16 protein-coding genes and 1 pseudogene are annotated in these 18,405 nt (G+C 70.0%); 13 read left to right on the forward strand and 4 right to left on the reverse strand.

The genetic code is table 11. From position 1 onward, the window contains the following. Positions 1-181: 181 nt before the first annotated feature. Positions 182-921: pseudogene (locus ACGFIZ_RS32580) on the reverse strand (IS5 family transposase); the annotation flags it as partial. Between the two features lie 326 nt (positions 922-1,247). On the opposite strand from ACGFIZ_RS32580, the gene ACGFIZ_RS32585 reads away from it, so the two are divergent. Then, the gene (locus ACGFIZ_RS32585; protein WP_393426702.1) at positions 1,248-1,928 is read left to right on the forward strand and encodes an ATP-binding cassette domain-containing protein; all 681 of its coding nucleotides are present in this window, start codon (positions 1,248-1,250) and stop codon (positions 1,926-1,928) included. Next, a complete protein-coding gene (locus ACGFIZ_RS32590) occupies positions 1,925-2,635 on the forward strand; it encodes a hypothetical protein (RefSeq protein ID WP_393426705.1) in 711 nt (236 codons plus the stop codon). The genes ACGFIZ_RS32585 and ACGFIZ_RS32590 overlap by 4 nt, the downstream gene beginning before the upstream one ends. A 120-nt stretch (positions 2,636-2,755) precedes the next feature. Here ACGFIZ_RS32590 and ACGFIZ_RS32595 read toward each other — a convergent pair whose 3' ends face one another. From ACGFIZ_RS32595 to ACGFIZ_RS32605, 3 genes are read right to left on the reverse strand one after another with little or no spacing between them, the layout of a single operon-like run. Beyond that, complete coding sequence (locus ACGFIZ_RS32595) at positions 2,756-2,902, reverse strand: glycosyltransferase (protein ID WP_393426707.1); 147 nt, start codon at positions 2,900-2,902, stop codon at positions 2,756-2,758. Further along, positions 2,902-3,846, reverse strand: coding sequence for an NAD-dependent epimerase/dehydratase family protein (locus ACGFIZ_RS32600; RefSeq protein WP_393426710.1), 945 nt, complete (start codon positions 3,844-3,846; stop codon positions 2,902-2,904). The genes ACGFIZ_RS32595 and ACGFIZ_RS32600 overlap by 1 nt, the downstream gene beginning before the upstream one ends. A 42-nt stretch (positions 3,847-3,888) precedes the next feature. After that, positions 3,889-4,974: a polyprenyl synthetase family protein gene (locus ACGFIZ_RS32605; protein WP_393426713.1), complete on the reverse strand. Its 1,086-nt coding sequence runs from the start codon at positions 4,972-4,974 to the stop codon at positions 3,889-3,891. 324 nt (positions 4,975-5,298) lie between these two features. Here ACGFIZ_RS32605 and idi point away from each other — a divergent pair, with 324 nt between their 5' ends. The 11 genes from idi (at position 5,299) to ACGFIZ_RS32660 (ending at position 18,345) form a co-directional block, all read left to right on the forward strand. Beyond that, positions 5,299-5,886, forward strand: a complete 588-nt coding sequence (gene idi, locus ACGFIZ_RS32610; protein ID WP_393426716.1) for an isopentenyl-diphosphate Delta-isomerase — start codon at positions 5,299-5,301, stop codon at positions 5,884-5,886. Between the two features lie 4 nt (positions 5,887-5,890). Continuing rightward, positions 5,891-7,636 carry an ABC transporter ATP-binding protein gene (locus ACGFIZ_RS32615; RefSeq protein WP_393426719.1) on the forward strand — a complete coding sequence of 582 codons (1,746 nt, stop codon included), beginning with the start codon at positions 5,891-5,893 and terminating at the stop codon, positions 7,634-7,636. Further along, a complete protein-coding gene (locus ACGFIZ_RS32620) occupies positions 7,633-9,405 on the forward strand; it encodes an ATP-binding cassette domain-containing protein (protein WP_393426722.1) in 1,773 nt (590 codons plus the stop codon). Before ACGFIZ_RS32615 ends, ACGFIZ_RS32620 begins: the two co-directional genes overlap by 4 nt. Before the next feature lie 17 nt (positions 9,406-9,422). Beyond that, a complete protein-coding gene (locus ACGFIZ_RS32625; protein WP_393426725.1) occupies positions 9,423-10,619 on the forward strand; it encodes a hypothetical protein in 1,197 nt (398 codons plus the stop codon). Beyond that, positions 10,616-11,452 carry a radical SAM/SPASM domain-containing protein gene (locus ACGFIZ_RS32630; protein ID WP_393426728.1) on the forward strand — a complete coding sequence of 279 codons (837 nt, stop codon included), beginning with the start codon at positions 10,616-10,618 and terminating at the stop codon, positions 11,450-11,452. The genes ACGFIZ_RS32625 and ACGFIZ_RS32630 overlap by 4 nt, the downstream gene beginning before the upstream one ends. After that, on the forward strand, positions 11,422-13,557 hold the full coding sequence (locus ACGFIZ_RS32635; protein WP_393426731.1) for a geranylgeranylglyceryl/heptaprenylglyceryl phosphate synthase: 2,136 nt from the start codon (positions 11,422-11,424) through the stop codon (positions 13,555-13,557). Before ACGFIZ_RS32630 ends, ACGFIZ_RS32635 begins: the two co-directional genes overlap by 31 nt. 28 nt (positions 13,558-13,585) lie before the next feature. Beyond that, positions 13,586-14,860: a hypothetical protein gene (locus ACGFIZ_RS32640; RefSeq protein WP_393426733.1), complete on the forward strand. Its 1,275-nt coding sequence runs from the start codon at positions 13,586-13,588 to the stop codon at positions 14,858-14,860. Further along, the gene (locus tag ACGFIZ_RS32645; RefSeq protein WP_393426736.1) at positions 14,845-15,660 is read left to right on the forward strand and encodes a class 1 isoprenoid biosynthesis enzyme; all 816 of its coding nucleotides are present in this window, start codon (positions 14,845-14,847) and stop codon (positions 15,658-15,660) included. Before ACGFIZ_RS32640 ends, ACGFIZ_RS32645 begins: the two co-directional genes overlap by 16 nt. Then, positions 15,644-16,453 carry a hypothetical protein gene (locus ACGFIZ_RS32650; protein ID WP_393426739.1) on the forward strand — a complete coding sequence of 270 codons (810 nt, stop codon included), beginning with the start codon at positions 15,644-15,646 and terminating at the stop codon, positions 16,451-16,453. The genes ACGFIZ_RS32645 and ACGFIZ_RS32650 overlap by 17 nt, the downstream gene beginning before the upstream one ends. Next, positions 16,453-17,754, forward strand: a complete 1,302-nt coding sequence (locus tag ACGFIZ_RS32655; RefSeq protein WP_393426742.1) for an FAD-binding oxidoreductase — start codon at positions 16,453-16,455, stop codon at positions 17,752-17,754. Before ACGFIZ_RS32650 ends, ACGFIZ_RS32655 begins: the two co-directional genes overlap by 1 nt. A 375-nt stretch (positions 17,755-18,129) precedes the next feature. Then, positions 18,130-18,345, forward strand: coding sequence for a hypothetical protein (locus ACGFIZ_RS32660; RefSeq protein WP_393426744.1), 216 nt, complete (start codon positions 18,130-18,132; stop codon positions 18,343-18,345). Positions 18,346-18,405: the final 60 nt, after the last annotated feature.

Here is an 18,405-nt window from a genome sequence, read left to right on the forward strand (position 1 = left end):
CACCGCGACCTCGTGGCGCAGGGCCAGCAGTTCCGCGAGCACCGCGCGGTCGCTGCGCGCCGCGAGGAGCAGAGCGTCGAACAGGCGGATCGCGATCAGATAGATCAGCTGGAAGACCATGACCACGAAGGTGCCTCGTTCCCATGAAGCCCCAGCTCACTGCAGGTGCGACAGGTATTGGCACCGTACAGGCGTTGCGGTCGGTGCAGCGGCGGATCTTGCCGAACCCGTTCATCCACGAGTTCGACCGCTCGATCACCCAGCGTTTGCCGACCTGGACAGGGGCGGGCACGCCTTTGCGCGCGATGTCGGCGTCGAAGCCCAACTCGTCGAGCAGGCTGCGGGTCGGGTTGTTGTCGTAGGCGCGGTCCAGATGCGCGGTGACCTGTGTGGGCCAGTGGTGCCGCAGTTGCGTGCTGCACGCTTCGAAGGTGCCGCGCAGCAGCGGCGAGTCGTGGCGGTTGGCGCTCGTACCGATCAGGCCGAGCGGGATACCGTCGCCGTCGGTGCGTGTCGAGCGTTTCATGCCACCCTTGCCCCGGTCGACCGGGGAGCGACCGGCGCGGTCGCCGCCGCACGGTGCTTTCGTGATGGCCCCGTCGACGCTGACGGCGGCCAACCAGGCCGGTCATGCGGTCGTAGGCGGCCAGGGCGAGGGCGTGGAGTTCTTCGCCCAGCCCTGCCTGCGCCCAGGCGTGCAGGCGCCGGCGGATGGTGCGCCGAGCACACCTCGGTGGCGATGCGTTCGTATCCGGAGCCGTGGACCAGAGCGTCAACGACGTGAGCGAACACGACCCGGTTGGGCACCCGCCGCCGGTGGCAGCCCAGCGGGTGGGTCGGATCGAACTCCGGTCGCTCGGGCAGCAACGCGTCGAACTGGACCCACACGGGCTCCAACAGCGATGATGGGATAACGGGCACGGGCATCCTCGTCGATCACGGAGCGTAGAGAACTCACATGATCGTTGATGCCTGTGCCCGCTTGCTGTCCTGGTCTGACCCTCTGACCGAACTCACGCCCAATTGCCGGTCGCTCTTAATCAACTCTCCAATGACTCGGCACACTAGGCCGGTATGACGGCATAAGCACCCTTGGCGGCCAATCGTAGAAGCGCAAGGACGCCGCCGCTGACTCGACCTGATGTGCAGGACCAGCCAGCCAGCGCGAAGTGGCGCTGCAGGGAGCGACAGCTTGATCTAGTGTGATCGTCCCCCTGCCGAGCGTGATGGTGCACTAGGGTGCACCTATGGATTTGAGTGACAGCGCCTCGGAAGTGACCGCCATCAGGCCCGGTCCAGCGGCGGGCAACTCGTCGACACCGATTCGACTCCATGCCTCGAACATTCACAAGCGGTACGGCAAGAATCACGTCCTGAAGGGCGTCGAGCTCATCGTGCACGCCGGCGAGGTGGTCGCCATCATCGGTGCCAACGGCTGCGGCAAGTCGACGCTCATGAAGATCTGCGCGGGTCTGGTCAGCCCGTCCAGCGGCGTGGTCGAAGTCGACAAGAGCATGGCCTACTGCCCCCAGCAGGCAGGGCTGATGGGTTTTCTCACCGCCGACGAGCACTTCGCGATGTTCGGCGCCGGGCATGGGATGAGCCGGGATGAAGCCCAGGCGACCGGCCGACGGCTCGCGAAGAGCCTGGCCTGGGACGGCGGCATGGCGACACAGGCCCGGCACCTGTCCGGCGGCACCCAGCAGAAGCTCAACCTCATCCTCTCAGCGCTGCCCGACCCCGATATCCTGCTGCTCGACGAGCCCTATCAAGGTTTCGACCGGGGCAGCTACATCGACTTCTGGGACTGGGTGCTACAGCGCCGTGACGCCGGAAAGTCGACGCTTGTCATCACGCACATGTTGAATTCACTCGATCGGGTCGACGCCGTGCTCGACCTCGGAGCGAAGGCGGAGGCCGAGTCATGACCAAGCTTTTCACCATTGCGGAGATGATGGGCCGGGACCTCGCCCGGCGACGGGTCGCCCTCGCGCTGCTCGCGTTCGTTCCACTGCTGTTCTACATGGCCCGCCACGACGGCAATCCGGAGAAGGCGATTCGCTTCGCCGGTCTGGGTCTGGCCTGGGCCGTGAGCACGGCCGGGTTGTTCCTGAGCAACACCACAAAGGCGGTGGAACGGCGCCTACGCCAACTCGGCTATCAGCCGGCGCACCTCTACCTCGGCACGCTCACCGCGCTACTGACCCTGGGTGCCGCGCTCGCTGCGGTGTACTGGGTGCTCATCTTTGTCGACCAGAACAATTTGCAGCGGCCGGGTGCCGTCGCCATCGAGTTCGGGCTTACGGTCGTGGTCGCCGCTCCGCTGGGCCTACTGATCAGCGCCGCGGCTCCGCACGATCTGGAGGGCACGCTCGTCCTGATCTCAATCACCGGGTTGCAGTTCCTCGTCGAACCGGGGCAGAAGCTCGCCAAGGCCCTGCCGTTCTGGTCGACTCAGCAGGTGGGGGCCTACGGCCTCGGCGACGGCGACCCGGAGTACCTGCGCGAGGGTCTGCTGCACGGTGCCCTGTACTGCGCTGGCTTGGTCCTGGTCACGGCGGTGCTGGCCAGCGTGCGGCTACGGCGGCGCAAGCACATGCGGGTCCGGGCGGCCACGCCGTACCAGCGAGCCTGACGCGCGGCGTGGACACCGACTGGATCACGGCGTTCCTCAGCCGCAGCGGCCCCACGTTGCGCGACGCCCGCAGCAGGGTGAGCTGCGCGGCCCGCCCTTCCGCGGTGCGAGCACGGTGATTCAGTCGTCATCCGGCGAGTGATCGTCCGCGACCACGAGCCGCAGGTCCCGATACGTCTGCCCGGGTATGGAGGTGACCGACTCCGCCAGGTACGTGGCGCAGCGGAAGTGCGGCACGACCACGGTCAGCGCGGGGCGGCGGTCCATCAGGCGCCGACGGGCATCGGGTCGCTCCGCGCCGCGTTGATGTGCTCCTGGAGTCCCTTTCGAAGGGAGACCGACGCGCGGAATCCGAGTGCCCTGGCGGTGTGGGTGGTGTCGGCGCGCGTGGACACCACGTCGCCGGCCCGGTGGGGTTCGGTCCGGACTGTCGCCGGGCGGCCCATCAGCTCACTGATCAGGGCGATGATCTCGACGACCGAGATCTGCTCGCCGGTGCCGACGTTGCACACGCGACTCGGGCCGGGCGCGTCGAGAGCTGCCGTCACCGCGCGCACCGCGTCCTTGACGAAGACGAAGTCGCGGCGCTGCGAACCGTCGCCGAACACCCGGATTTCCCGGCCCTCCTGGATCGCCGAGATGATCCGCGAGATCAGCATGTCGGGCCGCTGCCGTGGCCCGTATACCGTGAAGAAGCGCAGGGCCATGGTGGTCAGTACGGAGCCGGGGCGAGCCGCGTAGGCCAGGGCGAGATGCTCTGCGGCCAGTTTGGTGACCGCGTAGGGGGAGATGGGTGCGGGCAGTTGGTCTTCGGTCATCGCCCCGTCCTGGTTGCCGTAGACGCTGGACGAGGAGGCGATCGCCAGCCGTCGTAGGCCGGTCTCCGTGGCTGCCTCGAGGAGACGGCGGGTGGCGAGCACGTTGGATTCGACGTACTCGTCGAAGCGGTCCCACGACGGCCGGACGCCGGGCAACGCGGCGAGATGAACCACCGAGGAGACCCCGGCGAGCAGCGGGCGGATGTTCGTGGTGCGCAGGTCGGCGACGATGTGCCGGACGGACGCCGCATCCGCCGGCCAGGCCGGGGCCTCGCGCAGGTCGACGCCGATCACCGGCCGACCCTGGCTGGTCAGGTGCTCGACGAGGTGTCGCCCGATGAACCCGGCGGCCCCGGTCACCAGCACCGTTCGCTGGGTGTCGTGAACGGTCATTCCCGTCCCTCCCCGGTCATGAGACGTGCGTTGAATAACCTGTCAGTTGCGCCGGACCGACAGCGTTCGGGCCAGATCGGCCAGCGCCTCCCGTGCCTCCCCGACGATGGGCAGGGAGTCGAGCACCGCTACCGCTTCGTCGGTGCGGGTGTAGATCATCTCCTCGACCGTCCGTAACGCGCCGGTCTCCCGCACGATGTGCCGTAGCCGTTGTGCTTCCCGCTCGCCGAGGTTTGGATTGCCGTGCCACTGGGCGATCTCGGCGGCCTGGGCTGCGTCCGCCCGGTCTCCGGTCAGCGCCATGAGCACGGTGGACTTTCCGCTACGCAGGTCGGTCAGGGCCGACTTGCCGGTGACCGCATCGTCGCCGAAGACGCCGAGGATGTCGTCGCGCAGCTGGAATGCCTCGCCGATCGGGATGCCGAAGCGGGAAAGCCGTTCCACGTCGGGTCGGGCCGCGCCGGCCAGCATCGCGCCGATCTGCAGTGGGCGTTCCACGGTGTACTTCGCCGACTTGTAGAGCAGGATCGTGAGGCAGGCGGCCAGGTCCGCCGGGACGGCCTCGCCGCGGATGTCGAGATGCTGTCCAAGCAGCACCTCGACGCGCATCAGGTTGAGCAGCTCTGCCGCCGCCGACACCCGCTCCGGCGGCAGGCCGCAGCCGTGGAACGCCTCATCCGACCAGGTCAGGCAGAGGTCACCCCAGAGGATCGCCGCGTTGCGGCCGTAGTGCTCCGGGTTGCCGCGCCAGCCGAGCCGCCGGTGTGCCTCGGCCATCGTCACGTGCAGTGTTGGTTTTCCGCGCCGGATGTCGCTGTCGTCCATGATGTCGTCGTGCACCAGGGCGAAGAGGTGGAACAGTTCCAGCGCGGCGGCGGCCGCGACGATGCCGGCGTGGTCGCCACCGCCGAACGCGCGCCAGCCAAGGCAGCAGAACGTCGGTCGGGTGCGCTTGCCACCGGCGAGTGCCAGGGCGCGTAGGGCGTCGACCCCGTCGCGCCACTCCGGGCTGGCGTTCATGTCCCGCCGGGCTGTCAGAAAGCTGTCGATCGTGTTCTCCACCTCGACCCTGAGGGCGGGCACGTTGAGGCCGGGCACGACTCGGTCGGTCTCGCTGGTGGCGGTCATGTGTCCTCCGTGCGATCGAGGCGAAGTCGACGGCAGGTGACCGGTGTCCGATCACGCGGGCTGGAGCGACAGGACCCAGCCGGATGTCGCCGAAGCACGATTACTCTCTGTCCATATTGGGGGTGAAGTGGCCCTCTTTGGCGTAACCAGCCGTGGCCGGTCATGCATCGACTGTAGCGGATCCGGGCGCCGTCCGGGGGCCCACAACTTCGTTCATCCTCGATTTTCCGTGTTGACCGGTTTGTGTACTGGGTTGACGGGAGTCGATTTCCCGTGGATTGTTGTGCGAGCGAAATCGACAGATTCGGCTGGCGGGGGAGTGGTATGGAGCTCGTCGTGCTACTCGATCACGAGGGTAGGGCCGTCGGTGAGCAGGAAAAACGCACCGTTCACACCGATGACACACCACTACATCTCGCGTTCTCTTGTTACGTTTTCAGCAGTAGCGGGCAGTTCCTAATGTCGCGGCGTTCGCTGCGAAAAAGGACGTGGCCAGGTATCTGGACCAACAGCTTCTGCGGCCATCCCGGCCCAGGTGAGCCGATGACCGACGCCGTGCACCGGCGGGCACAGGCCGAGCTGGGACTCACCCTGAGCGACCTTCGCCTGGTGCTGCCCCGCTTCCGTTACCGCGCCGAACTCGACGGTGTGGTCGAGAACGAGATGTGCCCGGTATACGTGGCCCAGGCAGCCGGCGACCCGGTGCCGAACCCGGACGAGGTCGACCGGGTCGAGTGGGTCGGCTGGGACTCGTTCCGGGAACGGACCCGCACCGACGAGACGCTGTCGCCGTGGTGCCGGTTCCAGGCCGACGAGCTGTCGGAAATCGGACCTGTACCGGGTCGCTGGCCCGTCGGCGACGCCGCCGAACTGCCCCCCGCCGCCCGGGCCGCGGTCGCCGGGCGCGGCTGACCAGATGAACTCACAGGAGCAGCGGGCGGTCGAGACGAACTGGGCCCGCTATCGGGGCTACGTCTGCCGCCATCGGCGCGGTTTTCTGCTGCTGGCCGCGCTGATACCGCTCGACGTCGGCACCCAACTGGTGGCTCCACAGGTCGTGCGCCGGTTCATCGATGCGGCGGTGGTCGGCCGGTCGCAGGGCGAGCTGGCCGGATACGCTGCCGTCTTCGTGGTGCTGGCAGCCGTGCGGCAGGCGCTGTCGGCCGGCACCGGCTGGGTCTCCGGCCGGGTCGCCTGGCGCACCACCAACGAGGTGCGCCACGACCTGCTCGCCCACGTCCTGCGACAGGGCCCGAAGTTCTTCCTGCGGCACTCGCCGGGGGAGCTGGTCGATCGGATGGACGGCGACGTCACGCGGCTGGCCAAGCTCCTGTCCGAGCTGGTGCTCGACATCGCGGCCCAGCTGCTGCTGATCATTGGCATCGTCGTGGCGCTCTTCCTGCTCGACTGGCGCTACGGCGTGCTCTTCACCCCGCTTACGGCGGTGATGCTGCTCCTGCTGCGGCGCCTGCTCGGCCGCGCGGTGCCGCTCATCGCCGACCGACAGCGGGCCGAGGCGAGCCTGCTGGGCTATCTCGAGGAAAGCCTGACCGGGCGGGAGGACCTCAACGCCAACGGCGGGACGGCGCACGCCCTGGAGGGCGCCTGGCAACGGATCCTGCACCACTACCGACTGGCCCGGCGGGCCGCGCGGGCCACGGTCACCTGGCCGGCGGCGGTCCAGGTGCTCACCGCCGTCAACCTCTGTGCGGCGCTGGCCACCGGTGTGTGGCTCAGTCAGCACCGGGGCGCCAGCGTCGGCACCGTCTTCGCGGGCCTGTCGTACGCGATCCTGCTGCGGATGCCCCTGGTCAGCATCACCTCCCGCTTTCAGGACATGGAAGACGTCCTGGGCAGCGTCCGCCGCATCGAGGAGCTGTTCGGCGAGGCCCACATCGTTCCCGACGGCGGCGGCACCCTCCCGCCGGGGCGCGGCGCGGTGAGCTTCACCGGCGTCACCTTCGCCTACGACGAACGCCCGGTGCTGTCGGACGTGTCGTTCACGATCGCGCCGGGCCGCCGGGTGGCCCTGGTCGGGCGCAGCGGCAGCGGCAAGTCGACCATCCTGCGGATGCTGTTCCGCCAGTACGACCCGCAGGCCGGCGTGGTCTCGATCGGCGGCACGGACGTCCGGCAGCTGGACGTCGCCGCGCTGCGCTCCCGCATCACGCTCGTCACCCAGGACGTGCACGTCATCGCCGCCACGCTGCGGGACAACCTCACGTTCTTCGACGACCGGTGGCCCGACGAGCAGCTGCGCCGGGCGGTCGAGGAGGTCGGCCTGGACACCTGGTACGCCGCGCTGCCCGAGGGCCTCGACACGCGGATCGGACCGGGCGGAGCGGGGTTGTCGGCCGGCGAGGAACAGTTGCTCGCGCTGGCCCGCGCACTGCTGACCGATCCCGACATCGTGCTACTGGACGAGCCGTCGGCCCGGCTGGACCCGCACGCGGAGCGGCGGCTGCGCCGGACGATCGAAAAGTTCATCGAGGGTCGTACGGCGCTCATCATCGCCCACCGGCCCGAGACGCTCACCATCGTCGACGACGTGATGGTGGTCGAGGACGGCCGGGTGGCACGCCTGACGCCCCGGGCGGACTTCACGGGCAGCGACGACGAGACGGCCGACCGGCTGTTCCCCCGTGGGGCGGTCCTGACGTGACCGAGACGAAAGGCGACCGGGTACGCCTGCTGCTTGCCGGCCGTGGCCGGCGTTACGCCGTGCTCGCCGCCGTGTGGGCGGTGCTGCGGCTGGGCATGTTGGCCCTGGGCCTGTTGATGCAGATGGCCTTCGACTCCCTCAGCGGCGAGTCGACTCTCGGCCTGAACCTGTGGAGCCTCGTCGCGCTCGTCGCCGGCATCGAAGCCGCGCGCATCTCCCTACAGTTCAGCACGGTCGTGCCGTGGCTCGAACCGCGGATGCAGTACCACACGGTCGGCGCGTTGCGGCTGTCGCTCGTCGAGTCGCTGCTCGAACCGTCGCCGGAGGCCGGGCACATCGGCGCGGGCGAGGCGGTCACGACCGTCGGCGCTGATGCCGCGGACGCCGGCTTCTTCGTCGTGTGGTCACCGATCAACATCGCCCGCTGGCTGTTCGCCGTCGCCGCGATCACCATCATGCTCCGCATCGACGTGCTCATCACGCTGAGCATCCTCGGGCTGTTCGTGGTGATGGTGGCGGTGATGCGTCTGGTGCACCGCCGGATGATGTCCTACCGCGAGCAGAGCCGCGCCCAGACCGCCCTGGTCAGCGAGGCACTGCGCGAGGTGCTGAGTGTGCCGTTGGGTGTGCAGGCCGCGCGTGCCGAGGACGCGGTCACCCGGAGCCTGGATGCGCTCAACGCCGTCCGGGCCAGGGTCGCCATCTCCGAGGAGCTCGCGGTCGCCGTGCAGCGCAGCACCCTGCTGAACGCCGCGCCGCTCGGCACCGGCATCGTGTTGCTGATCGCGGCACCGGCCATCAGCGGCAACCGGCTGTCCATCGGCGACATGGTGCTGTTCACGTTCTACCTGCAGCTGCTCGTCGACACGCTCGCCTCGCTCGGCGTGCTCACCGTCCAGTTGCAGCGCGTGCTCGTCGCGCTGCGCCGGATGACCGCGATCACCGGCGGTCGGCTGCACCCCCGGCACGGCATGGATCTCGATCACGCCCGGCCCGGTGCGATGGTCGACACTCCGCCGGGGCCCTCACCTCCGCCACCGACCGGCGGCCCGCCGACCATCACGATCACGGACCTCACCGCTCGGCACGACGATGCCGGCCACGGGGTGTCCGCCATCGGGTTCACGATGCCCGCCGGTCGGCTGACGGTCGTGGTGGGCCAGGTCGGCTCGGGCAAGACCACGCTGTTGCGCACCCTGCTCGGCCAGGTGCCTGGCGCCACCGGCGAGGTGCGCTGGGACGACGTCCCGTTGCCTGCGGACCGCCGGTCGGTGCTGGTGCCGCCGCGGTGTGCCTACACGCCGCAGGTGCCACGGCTGTTCACCGGCACGATCCGGGAGAACATCCTGCTGGGGCTGCCGGACGACCGGCTGGCCGAGGCGGTGTCCCGGTCGGCGCTCGACGCCGACCTGGCCGTGCTGGCCGAGGGCCTCGACACCGTGATCGGGCCGCGTGGGCTGCGCCTGTCCGGTGGCCAGGCGCAGCGGGTGGCCGTGGCGCGGATGCTCGTCCGGCGTACCCCGCTGCTGTTGTGCGACGACGTCTCCAGCGCACTCGACCCCGCGACCAGCGACGCCCTGTGGGACGGAATCCTGCGCGACGGTGGGAGCACGGTCCTGGCGGTGTCCCATCGGCCCGAGGTGCTGCGCCGGGCCGCCCTCGTCGTGGTCCTGCGCGACGGCCGGCTGGAGGCGGTCGGCGCCCTGGACGACCTGCTCGACAGCTCCGACGAGTTGCGCCGGCTCTGGTCCGCCGTCGCCAGTGTCTGACGAATGCGGAGGTACCAATGATCGAGGTTATGACCCGGCCCGTGCGCTGGGCGATCCGGCGGGGCTATCAGCCCGCCGCCGGTGATCCCCCGCCGACGGAGTGTGTGGTGGTCCGTCCCGGAGCACCCGGTAGCCGGGCCGGACTGCCGGTCTCGGCCGTCGCCGGGGAGCTCGGCGTCGGCTTCGGCGGTGGGTTCGCCCTGGTACTGCCGACATACGTGGCTCGGGCACCGCTGTCCAGCCACCGCGAGACCGTCGGTGAGCTCCTCGCCCAGCTCGCGGATCTGCCGCCGACGGTGGCCGCCCGCCCACGCGTGCTGGTCGTCGGCATGCAGTGGCGCGACGACCAGCACGACGAGGCGATCGAGCGGCTGGAGCGGCTGGGCGAGATCACCGCTTCCGGGGGCGGGCCGACATTCGTCGGGATCGCGATGCCGCAGGCCGGAAAGAGCCGCATGCTCAACGCCGCATTCGAACTGGCCACCGGCCTCGGCCTGGCCGGCGTGGCCTGGGTCGACGACGACGTGACATTCAGCACCGGCTGCATCGGACGGCTGCTCGAGGACTTCCTCGAACGGGGCGCCCGGGGCTCGGCCGGGGCAAGCAAGGTGGCCCGGCCCAACCCGTACGCGGCGGCCCGGTTGCTGCACCGGGGCAAGCAGATCACCAAGACGCCGAAGTTCGGCTACCCGCACGGCTGCTGCATGGTCGTCGACGCCGAACTCGTGGCCCGTGGCATCCCGGACCGCTACACCTGCGAGGACGACTACTTCTGCTTCGCGCTACTCGATCCGCGGCACGAGAACCCGCTGCACCGCACGCACATCGTCGCGGACGCCGCCTGCTACCACCTGACCGGCGGCCCGGCGGGCGAGATCAGGCACCGCGTCAACCGCTCGCTGCTGACCGCGGCCGTGCTGATGTCCGACTTCCCCGCCGAGGTCGCCGGCCGGTACTGGCGCATGTACTTCTACGGGCTGTGGCCGCTGGCGCCCGCGGCCCGGGGCCACGGTCTCCGCTTCGCCGCGAAGAAGTGGCTGCTCAAGTCGATCCACTTCGTCTGGTTCTGCCAAGTCACGCTGGGGCTCGCGGCACGCGGGATCGTCGGGCGGCCACGGCGTGAGATCCCCTGGTCGGCGTACACCCGGCACACCAAACCGGCGGCCTCGCCGCTACCGGTGTCTCCCACGATCTCCCGAGGGGAACCCGCATGACGGACATCGCGAAGTACATCAAGCAGCGCGCGCAGGGCAAAGGCGTCCTCAACGTGCTCAGCGGAGTGTCCCGCACCTACTTCCGCGGTGCCGGAACCAAGGCGCTCAGCGACGCCGCCTGGCTCAAGCAGAAGTCCAGCCGTACGTCGCCGGAGTTCGGCATGATCGCGATCGAGACGATGAGCGGCTGCAACTACCGCTGCTCGTTCTGCCCGATCGGCACCATCAAGATGCCGTCCGGCCGGATGTCGATGGAGCTCTACGAGTCGCTACTCGACCAGCTCGCCGACTTCACCGGAGTCATCCACCCCTACCTGTTCAACGAGCCGCTGCTGGACCGGCGGCTGCCCGAGATGGTGCGGATGGCCAAGGAACGGACCAAGGCGTCGATCTCCATCCAGACCAACGGCTCCAAGCTGACCGAGGAGTTGGCCGAGGAGCTGACCAGGTACGCCACCGTCGTCGTCAACGACTACACCACGGACCTCTCGGTCCTGGCCAGGGTCCGCCAGTATCCGGCCCGGCCCGAACTGGTGCTGGTCGACCGCAATCCGAACGCCATCCTCACCAACCGCGCCGGCAACGTGCCGGGCCGCCCGACCGTGCTGCTCAACCAGTTCTGCGTGCGGCCGTTCAACGAGTTCTACATCACCCACGACGGCCGGGTCGTCCTGTGCTGCCAGGACTGGAGCGTGCAGGAGGTCATGGGCAACGTCAACGACAACACCATCGCGGAGATCTGGAACAACGAGAAGTACACGGCCCGCCGCGCCAGCCTGCTGCGAAAGGAACGGACCGACCTATGCGCGAAGTGCGACTTCCCGGGAATCTGAGCACGGTCCCGGTGGCCGCGCCGGTGCTGACGGCGTTACGGGCGCAGGCCCCCGGGCTGCTGCACGTCGTCGACCCGTACAAAGTGCCGCTCGCCGAGGCGGTGGAGAAGTCGCGGGCGGTGGCCGACCTCGGCCATCCCGTGCTGCTCGTCGGCAGCACCGACAACGCCGCGTTCGACCGGCAGGTGGCACCCTACGTCGCCGACCTGCGCGTGCGGACGGACCTGCCGATCGTCCTGCACTTCCCGTCGATACCCGGCCGGGGCGCTCCGCTCTGCCCAGGCGCCGACGCGGTGCTGGTGCATGCGGTACCGAACTCGCTGCGGTCCTTCTTCGTCTCCGGCGGTGCGGCCGAGACCGCCGTCGCCGCGGCGGCGCTCGGGGACGGGGCACCCGAACTGCTGCGGTCGGCGTCGTTCGCGTTCGGCAGCGACGGCAAGACCCACGAGGCGGTGGGGGCGCCACAGACGGCCGAGGCCGGCACCGAACTGCCCCGGCTGGTGGCGGCGGTCGCCACCGGCGACTTCGACCTCGCGTACCTGCTCTACCGGCACGGCCGAGTCCCCGAGGCGGTGCTGCGTGCCTACCGGCGCGGTCTGGCGCCGCAGCAGCTGCTGTTCGTCGGCGGCGGCGTGCGCTCGTACGGCCAGGTCCGCCATTATCACGACTGCGGCGCCGACTGGGTCGTCGTCGGCAACGGCCTGGAGACCGCCGGCTGGCGGGAGACCCTGCGCGAGTTGTCCGGCCGCCCGGGCCGCCGGCCCGGCGGCACCGGTCACCCCGCCGCCCGCCGGGCGCTCGTTGCCGAGTTGCAGCGCGGGCTGCGCCGGCCGGCACGGTCCGATCCGGTCGGTCGGCGGGCGTACGCCACCAACGTGGGCCGCCTGCACGATCTGCTGCCCGCCGTCGTCGCTCCGGTGACCTCGGCGGAGGAGGTCGCGCACGTCCTGCGGACCACCCGCGCGGCCGGGATGCCCGTCGCGGTGCGCGGCAGCGGGCACTCCTTCGGCCTGCAGGGCCTGTCCGACGGCGGGGTGCTGATCGTCGGCGAGCCGGGGGATCCCGAGGTCCGGCTGCACGACGACGGCACCGCAGAGGTGTGCGCCCGGGCTCCCTGGCACGCCGCCGAGACGGCCCTGAACGCGCTGGGACGCAGCATCCCGGTGCTGACCAACCACCTGACGGTCTCGATCGGCGGCACCCTGTCGGTCGGCGGCTACGGCGAGGGCACGATCGCGCACGGCGGCCAGGTCGACCTGGTCGAGCGGTTCCGGCTGATCCTGCCCGACGGGCAGGCCCGGTGGTGCTCGCCCGACGAGTCGCCGGAGCTGTTCCGGTACGGCATCGGGTCGCTCGGCCAGTTGGGCGTACTGGACCGGGTGGTGCTGCGCACGGTCGCCTACCAGCGGTTCACCACCATCGCGACGCAGCAGCACCCGTCACTGCCCGCCCTGGTCGAGTACGTCGGGTGGCTGGCCGAGGAGCAGCGGTCGCCGGTCGACCTCTTCTCCGCCCAGCACTACGAGGGCGGCTTCGTCACGACGTACGGGATGATGGGCGCTCCCCTGCCGCGACGGCTGCCCGGCCGGGCCGACATCCGCGTCGAGGCCGATTGGCCGCTGCGGTCCATGCGGGAGTCCCGGCGCAACCCGGCCGACCCGTCGGTGCACTTCATCTGGGCCGACTACTGCCTGTCGTCGCCGGCCGCGGTCGAGTTCGCCCGCTTCCTCGAAGCGGAGATCCTGGCGACGCCCGGTTACCGCGAGGGCGGAGGCCGGCTGCTCATGCTGGGCGTGCACCGCCCGGAACAACGCCCGAGTGTGCCGTTCACCCCGGCAGCCGGCCTACGGGGCCTCGCCCTCGGCTTCGGGCTGTACTTCAGCGTTCCGCGCGGCGACCGGGCCAGCGTCGAGCGGGTGCAGGGCATGCACCGCCGGGTGCTGGCCGAGTGCCTCGCGCTGGGCGGTCGGCCGTACCTGGCCGGCTGGTACGACCTGGACGAGGCGGACCTGCAGTCGATGTACGGGGCCGACCTCGTCGCCCTGCGCCGGCTGCGCCGGGAACTGGACCCGCACGGCCTGTTCAACCCGGGCCTGCTGGCATGACACCGCGAACGCGACGGAGGGAGTGGGCATGACCCGCAGCGTGCAGGTCATCTCGATGCGCACCTGGGGAGAGCTGGGGAATCTCCTCGCCGGCCGGACGCTCGCCGCGACCCTGGCTGCCGGTCTGGAGAAGGCGGACGTCACCGTCGTCGAGGCAGAGACGATCTTTCCGCAGTTCGCCGAGGCTGGCGCAGCCATCCGCGAGCTGGTGGCGGCGCGGCTGCCCGCCGACGAGGTCCGGGCAGGATACCTGCGCCTCATGGCCGACTTCACCGGCCGGTTGCCGGCGGACCTGGACGACGAGCCGGTGCCGGCGGCGACCGCCGAGCGGCTGGCACCCGTCGTCGAGCACTTCACCCGGACGAAGCCGGACCTGGTGATCGGCACCAAAGGGGTGATCTCCCGGCTGAGTCACGCCGCGCTGCGGGTCGCGGATCTGACAGCGCCGGTGGTCAACTACGTGACCAACGAAGGGCTGCTCCGGCTGCCGGTGCACCGGGCGCCCCACCTGCCGGTACACCTGGTGCAGTTCGACCGGGCCAGGGACTATCTCGTCCGCGAGCACGGCTACCGGCCCGGGCGGGTCGTGCCGGTCGGCCGGTTGCTCGCGCAGACCCAGGCCGCCCAGGTCTTCGAGGGCACCGCCGGTGCCGTCGATAGCGGCGACGCCGTCGGTGCCCTCGATCCGGCGTTGACCGCGACCAGCACCCGCATACTGATCCTGTCCAACCGGGGCGGCCGGGAGTATCTCGCCGCCCTCGAACGGATCGCCCGCGCGCACCCCGACGCGGCGCTGGTCTTCATCGCGTACAACAATCCGGCGCTGGCCGCCGAGGCGGCCGAGCTGCTGACCGAGCTGAAGGTGCCGGCCTGGCAGACCTTCGACCGGCTGGCGCAGGGGGACTACCTGCGGTACCTCTCCTGGCTCAACGCGGCCGACGCGCCGCTGTTCATCTCCAAGACCGGGCCGAACTCCATGTTGGAGGGGCTCTACTTCGGCATTCCGCAACTGCTGGTGCGCTCCGGCCTGCCGATGGAGGAATGGGTCGGCCCGTTCCTCGCCGAACACGGCGTCGGCCAGGGCTTCGACCGGATGGAGGAGCTGGTCGAGGTCGCCGTCCGCTGGGTGGGCGACCCCGACGAGCTGCCCCGACGCCGCAGCCGGGCGGCGGCGCTCGCCCGTACGCTGCTAGACCCGGACCGGGCCCGCCGGCGCACCGTGGCCGCCGTGGCCGCGGTGCTCGACGGTGCGCCGCTACCGATCGACGAGGAGGAGGAGGGGGAGCCGTGCTCTCCGGAGTGAGCGGCCTCGACGAGGAGTGGGCGGCCGCGCAGCGCGCCCTGCTGGAGCGGATCACCGACCGCCTGGCCGGGGTCGGCATGACCCCGACCGGGCTGGAGTACGTCCGCCAGATGAAGGGCTACCCCCGGATCCCGTACTTCGCCTCGCTCTGGGTGCCGGATCCCGTGCAGCGCCGGGAGCTGGGGATCGCGATCTGCACCCACGCGATGGGCATCAAGTTGGTCGACGACCTGATGGACCGCGACCAGCCGATCCGGCCCTGGGACCAGATCCTCGGCATGTTCCTCACCCAGAGCAGCACGGCGACCTTCGGCGCCTACCACCGGCCGGCCGAGGTGCTGCGCGTCTTCGACGAGGACTACGAGGTGATCTGGCGGGAGCAGATCAACGAGGCGGAACGCCCGGCCCACGACCTCGACAGCTGGATTCACTACGCCCGCATCAAGTCGGGCCGGATGATGATGTGCTACGCCTCCGCCGCCTGCCTCGCGGCCGATGTCGTGGAGCGCCTGCCGGCCGCGCGCGCCTTCTGCGAGGCATTCGGTGTCCTGTTCATGATCGGGGACGACATCCGCGACCACCGCGACCTCGGCGAGGCGGGCGGCAACCTGTGCCACCTCATCGACACCGGGCGGGTGAGCCGTGACGCCGCCGTCGCGGCGACCCGCTGGTGGCGGGCCGAGGCGCTGCGCGCCCTGGACGAGTTCCCGCCGGAGTTCCCGATCGCCGGCTTCATGGCCGACTTCGCCGACCGCCTGATCACCTTTCTCCTGGAGGACGAACGTGTTGACGTTTCCTGAGTTCAAGGCCGAAATGGACGACAGTCAGGCGCGGGTGGTCCAGCGGTGCCTCGCCGAGCTGACCAGCCTGGGCATGTCCCCGCAGGGGCTGGCCTTCGTCCGCGACCTGCAGGGCTACCCGCGTACGCCGTACTACACGACGCTGTGGGTGCGCGACCCGAGGGCGCGGGCCGACCTCGGCGCAGGGGTCTCGATCCACGCGGTCGGCGTGAAGTTGATCGACGACCTCATCGACGACGACCAGCCGCTCTCGCCCCGCGACCAGATCTTCGGGGTCCAGTTGCTGTCGGTCGGTACGACGCTGCTGGCCGGCCGGGAACGGCCGGTCGAGGTGCTCAGGACGCTCGAGGACGACTACCGCGACATCTGGCGGCAGGAGATCGTCGAGGTCAGCGCGCCCCGACCGACGACGGTCGAGTCCTGGATCGCGGCGGCCCGGATCAAGGCCGGGGTGATGCTCGCCAACTACGCCGCGGTCAACTGCCTGGCCGGCGGGGTCCCCGAGATGGTGACGCCCGCCCGCGAGTTCGGCGAGGCGCTGGGCGTGCTGTACATGATCGGCGACGACGCGGTCGACTTCGACGACATTGATGAGCGCGACGGCAACCTCGCCCACCTGGTCGCCTCGGGTGCGGTCGACCTGGCCGACGTCGCCGCCGCGATCGACGAGTGGCGCGACCGGGCCGTCGCGGCGGTCCGGCAGGGCGACCCGGTCTGCCACATGGTGCCGTTCTTCGACCACTTCGCAGCGAAGCTCAAGGGCCTGATCAGCCGGCCGGCTACGACCGCGTGATGACGTCGCATCGATCGCTGGCCAGGCTGCTGGCCGGCAAGCTGCTCGGCCCGGTGCCCGGTGAGTGGCACCGGGACTTCGGCCGGATCCGCTGCCAGGAGCCGCAGGCGGTCGTGTTCGCCGCCGGAGCCGCCGACGTCCAGGAGACGGTGCGGTACGCATCCGCCCACGGTCTGCCGGTCGTCGCGCGGGGCAACGGGTGCAGCAGCAACGGGCAGGCCCTCACCGACGGCCTGCTGCTGGACACCGCCGCGCTGGACCGGATGGAGCTGACCGGAGCGGCGGTCGTGCGGGTCGAGGCCGGGGTGCGATGGGGAACGCTGCACCGCTGGCTGCACGAGCACGGCCTCGCCCTGCCGGTCGTGACCAGCAACGAGCACGCTTCGGTCGGCGGCACGCTGTCGGTCGGTGGCTTCGGACCGACGTCGCCCTTCGTCGGCGCGGTCGTTGATCAGGTGGTGGCCCTGGATGTCGTCACGGGTGACGCCGCACTCGTGCACGCGACCGCCGACGGCCCGCACCAGGACCTGTTCTGGTACGCACTCTGTGGCCTCGGCCAGGTGGGTCTGATCGTCCGAGCCGAGCTTCGGGTGGTCCCGGCGCAGCCGGCCGTCCTGATCCGCCGGCTCGACGGCGGCGACCTCGCCACGGTGGCGGAACAGGTGTGGCGCGACGAGCGGCTACGCCTGTGCCGTGCGGTGTACTCCACCGCCGCCCGCCGGTGGAAGGTCGAAGTCGGCCGGTCGGCGCGGAACGTGGCGGCCGAGCCGGACGAGACTCTGGTCGCCGACTATCACCAGCGCCTGTTCGAGGCGGAGGCGGGGTTCTCCGTCGGCATCGCCCGCGGCCAGGTCGCCGCGGGCCTGCTGGCGGACGAGACCGAGGCACGCCGGCTATGGAGCGACTTCTTCCTGCCGATGGAGAAAGCTGACGCCTTCTTCGCTGCGGTCCGCGAGCGGTTTGCCGACCCAACCGTGGTCCCCGTGGTCAACGGCGCCTTTTTGCGCACCGGGGGCCGGCCCCGGCCGCCACTGAGTCCGCTGCCCGACACCGACCGGGTACGCACGTTCGGCTTCTACTGCATCGTGCCGCCAGATCGGGTCGACGAGTACCGGGAGCATTTCGACGCTGCCGGGGCACTCTGTCACGAACTCGGCGGCCGGCAGTATCTGCACGGCTATCACCGGGTGGAGCGGGACTTCTACCGCGCACAGTTCGGTGTGCCCACCGTCGATCGGTGGCGGGGGGTGAAGCGCCGCTATGACCCCGGCACTGTGCTCGGCCCGCAGCTCCCGATCTGAGCCGCCGCGCGGCTTGGGTGGGGCCAGACCGCCCGGCTGCGGAACTCATGTGTCCCGGATTCGTTTCCCTGAGCCTCCCACCAGTGGAAGAGTTCCCGAAAGGACGGTTTGAAAAGGTTTGAGCTGATTCTTTCACCGCGTCCGGTAGGGCTCTTCTCGATGGGCATGGATAGCGGCGAGTCGATGTAGAGGAGGCGAATCCTGGTCGTGGCCGTCGGGCTGCTGCGGCGTTAGGCCGTGCGGGTGCCGGAAACCTCGTCCGTCCTGGTCACCGCCCTCTTGATGACTGAGATCAGGACGCTGGCGTAGCGTCGAGGGATCTCGTGGCGGATGCGGCGATGATCTACGTTGCGTGCTGCGCGAGGATGACCGACTGTGCTGTTTCGACTGGCCTACCTCGGTGTGACCAACGCTCTCGCGTTGCTACAGCTGCTGCCAATGAGCGACCGGGACAAGGATGCCGAGATCCTGGCGCTGCGACACCAAGTCATAATCCTCGAACGGCAGCTGAACGGCGAGAAGGTCCGGTACGCCCCATCTGACCGGGCGCGGCTCGCCTGTACGGTGCCAAAACTAGATTCCGGCTGCTGACCAGCGGGTTCAAGGATTCGTTCAGGCGGCTCGATGGTACTCGTTGATGATTCCTCCCAG

The sequence above is a fragment of the Micromonospora sp. NPDC048830 genome, from assembly GCF_043198215.1.
GTDB lineage: Bacteria > Actinomycetota > Actinomycetes > Mycobacteriales > Micromonosporaceae > Micromonospora.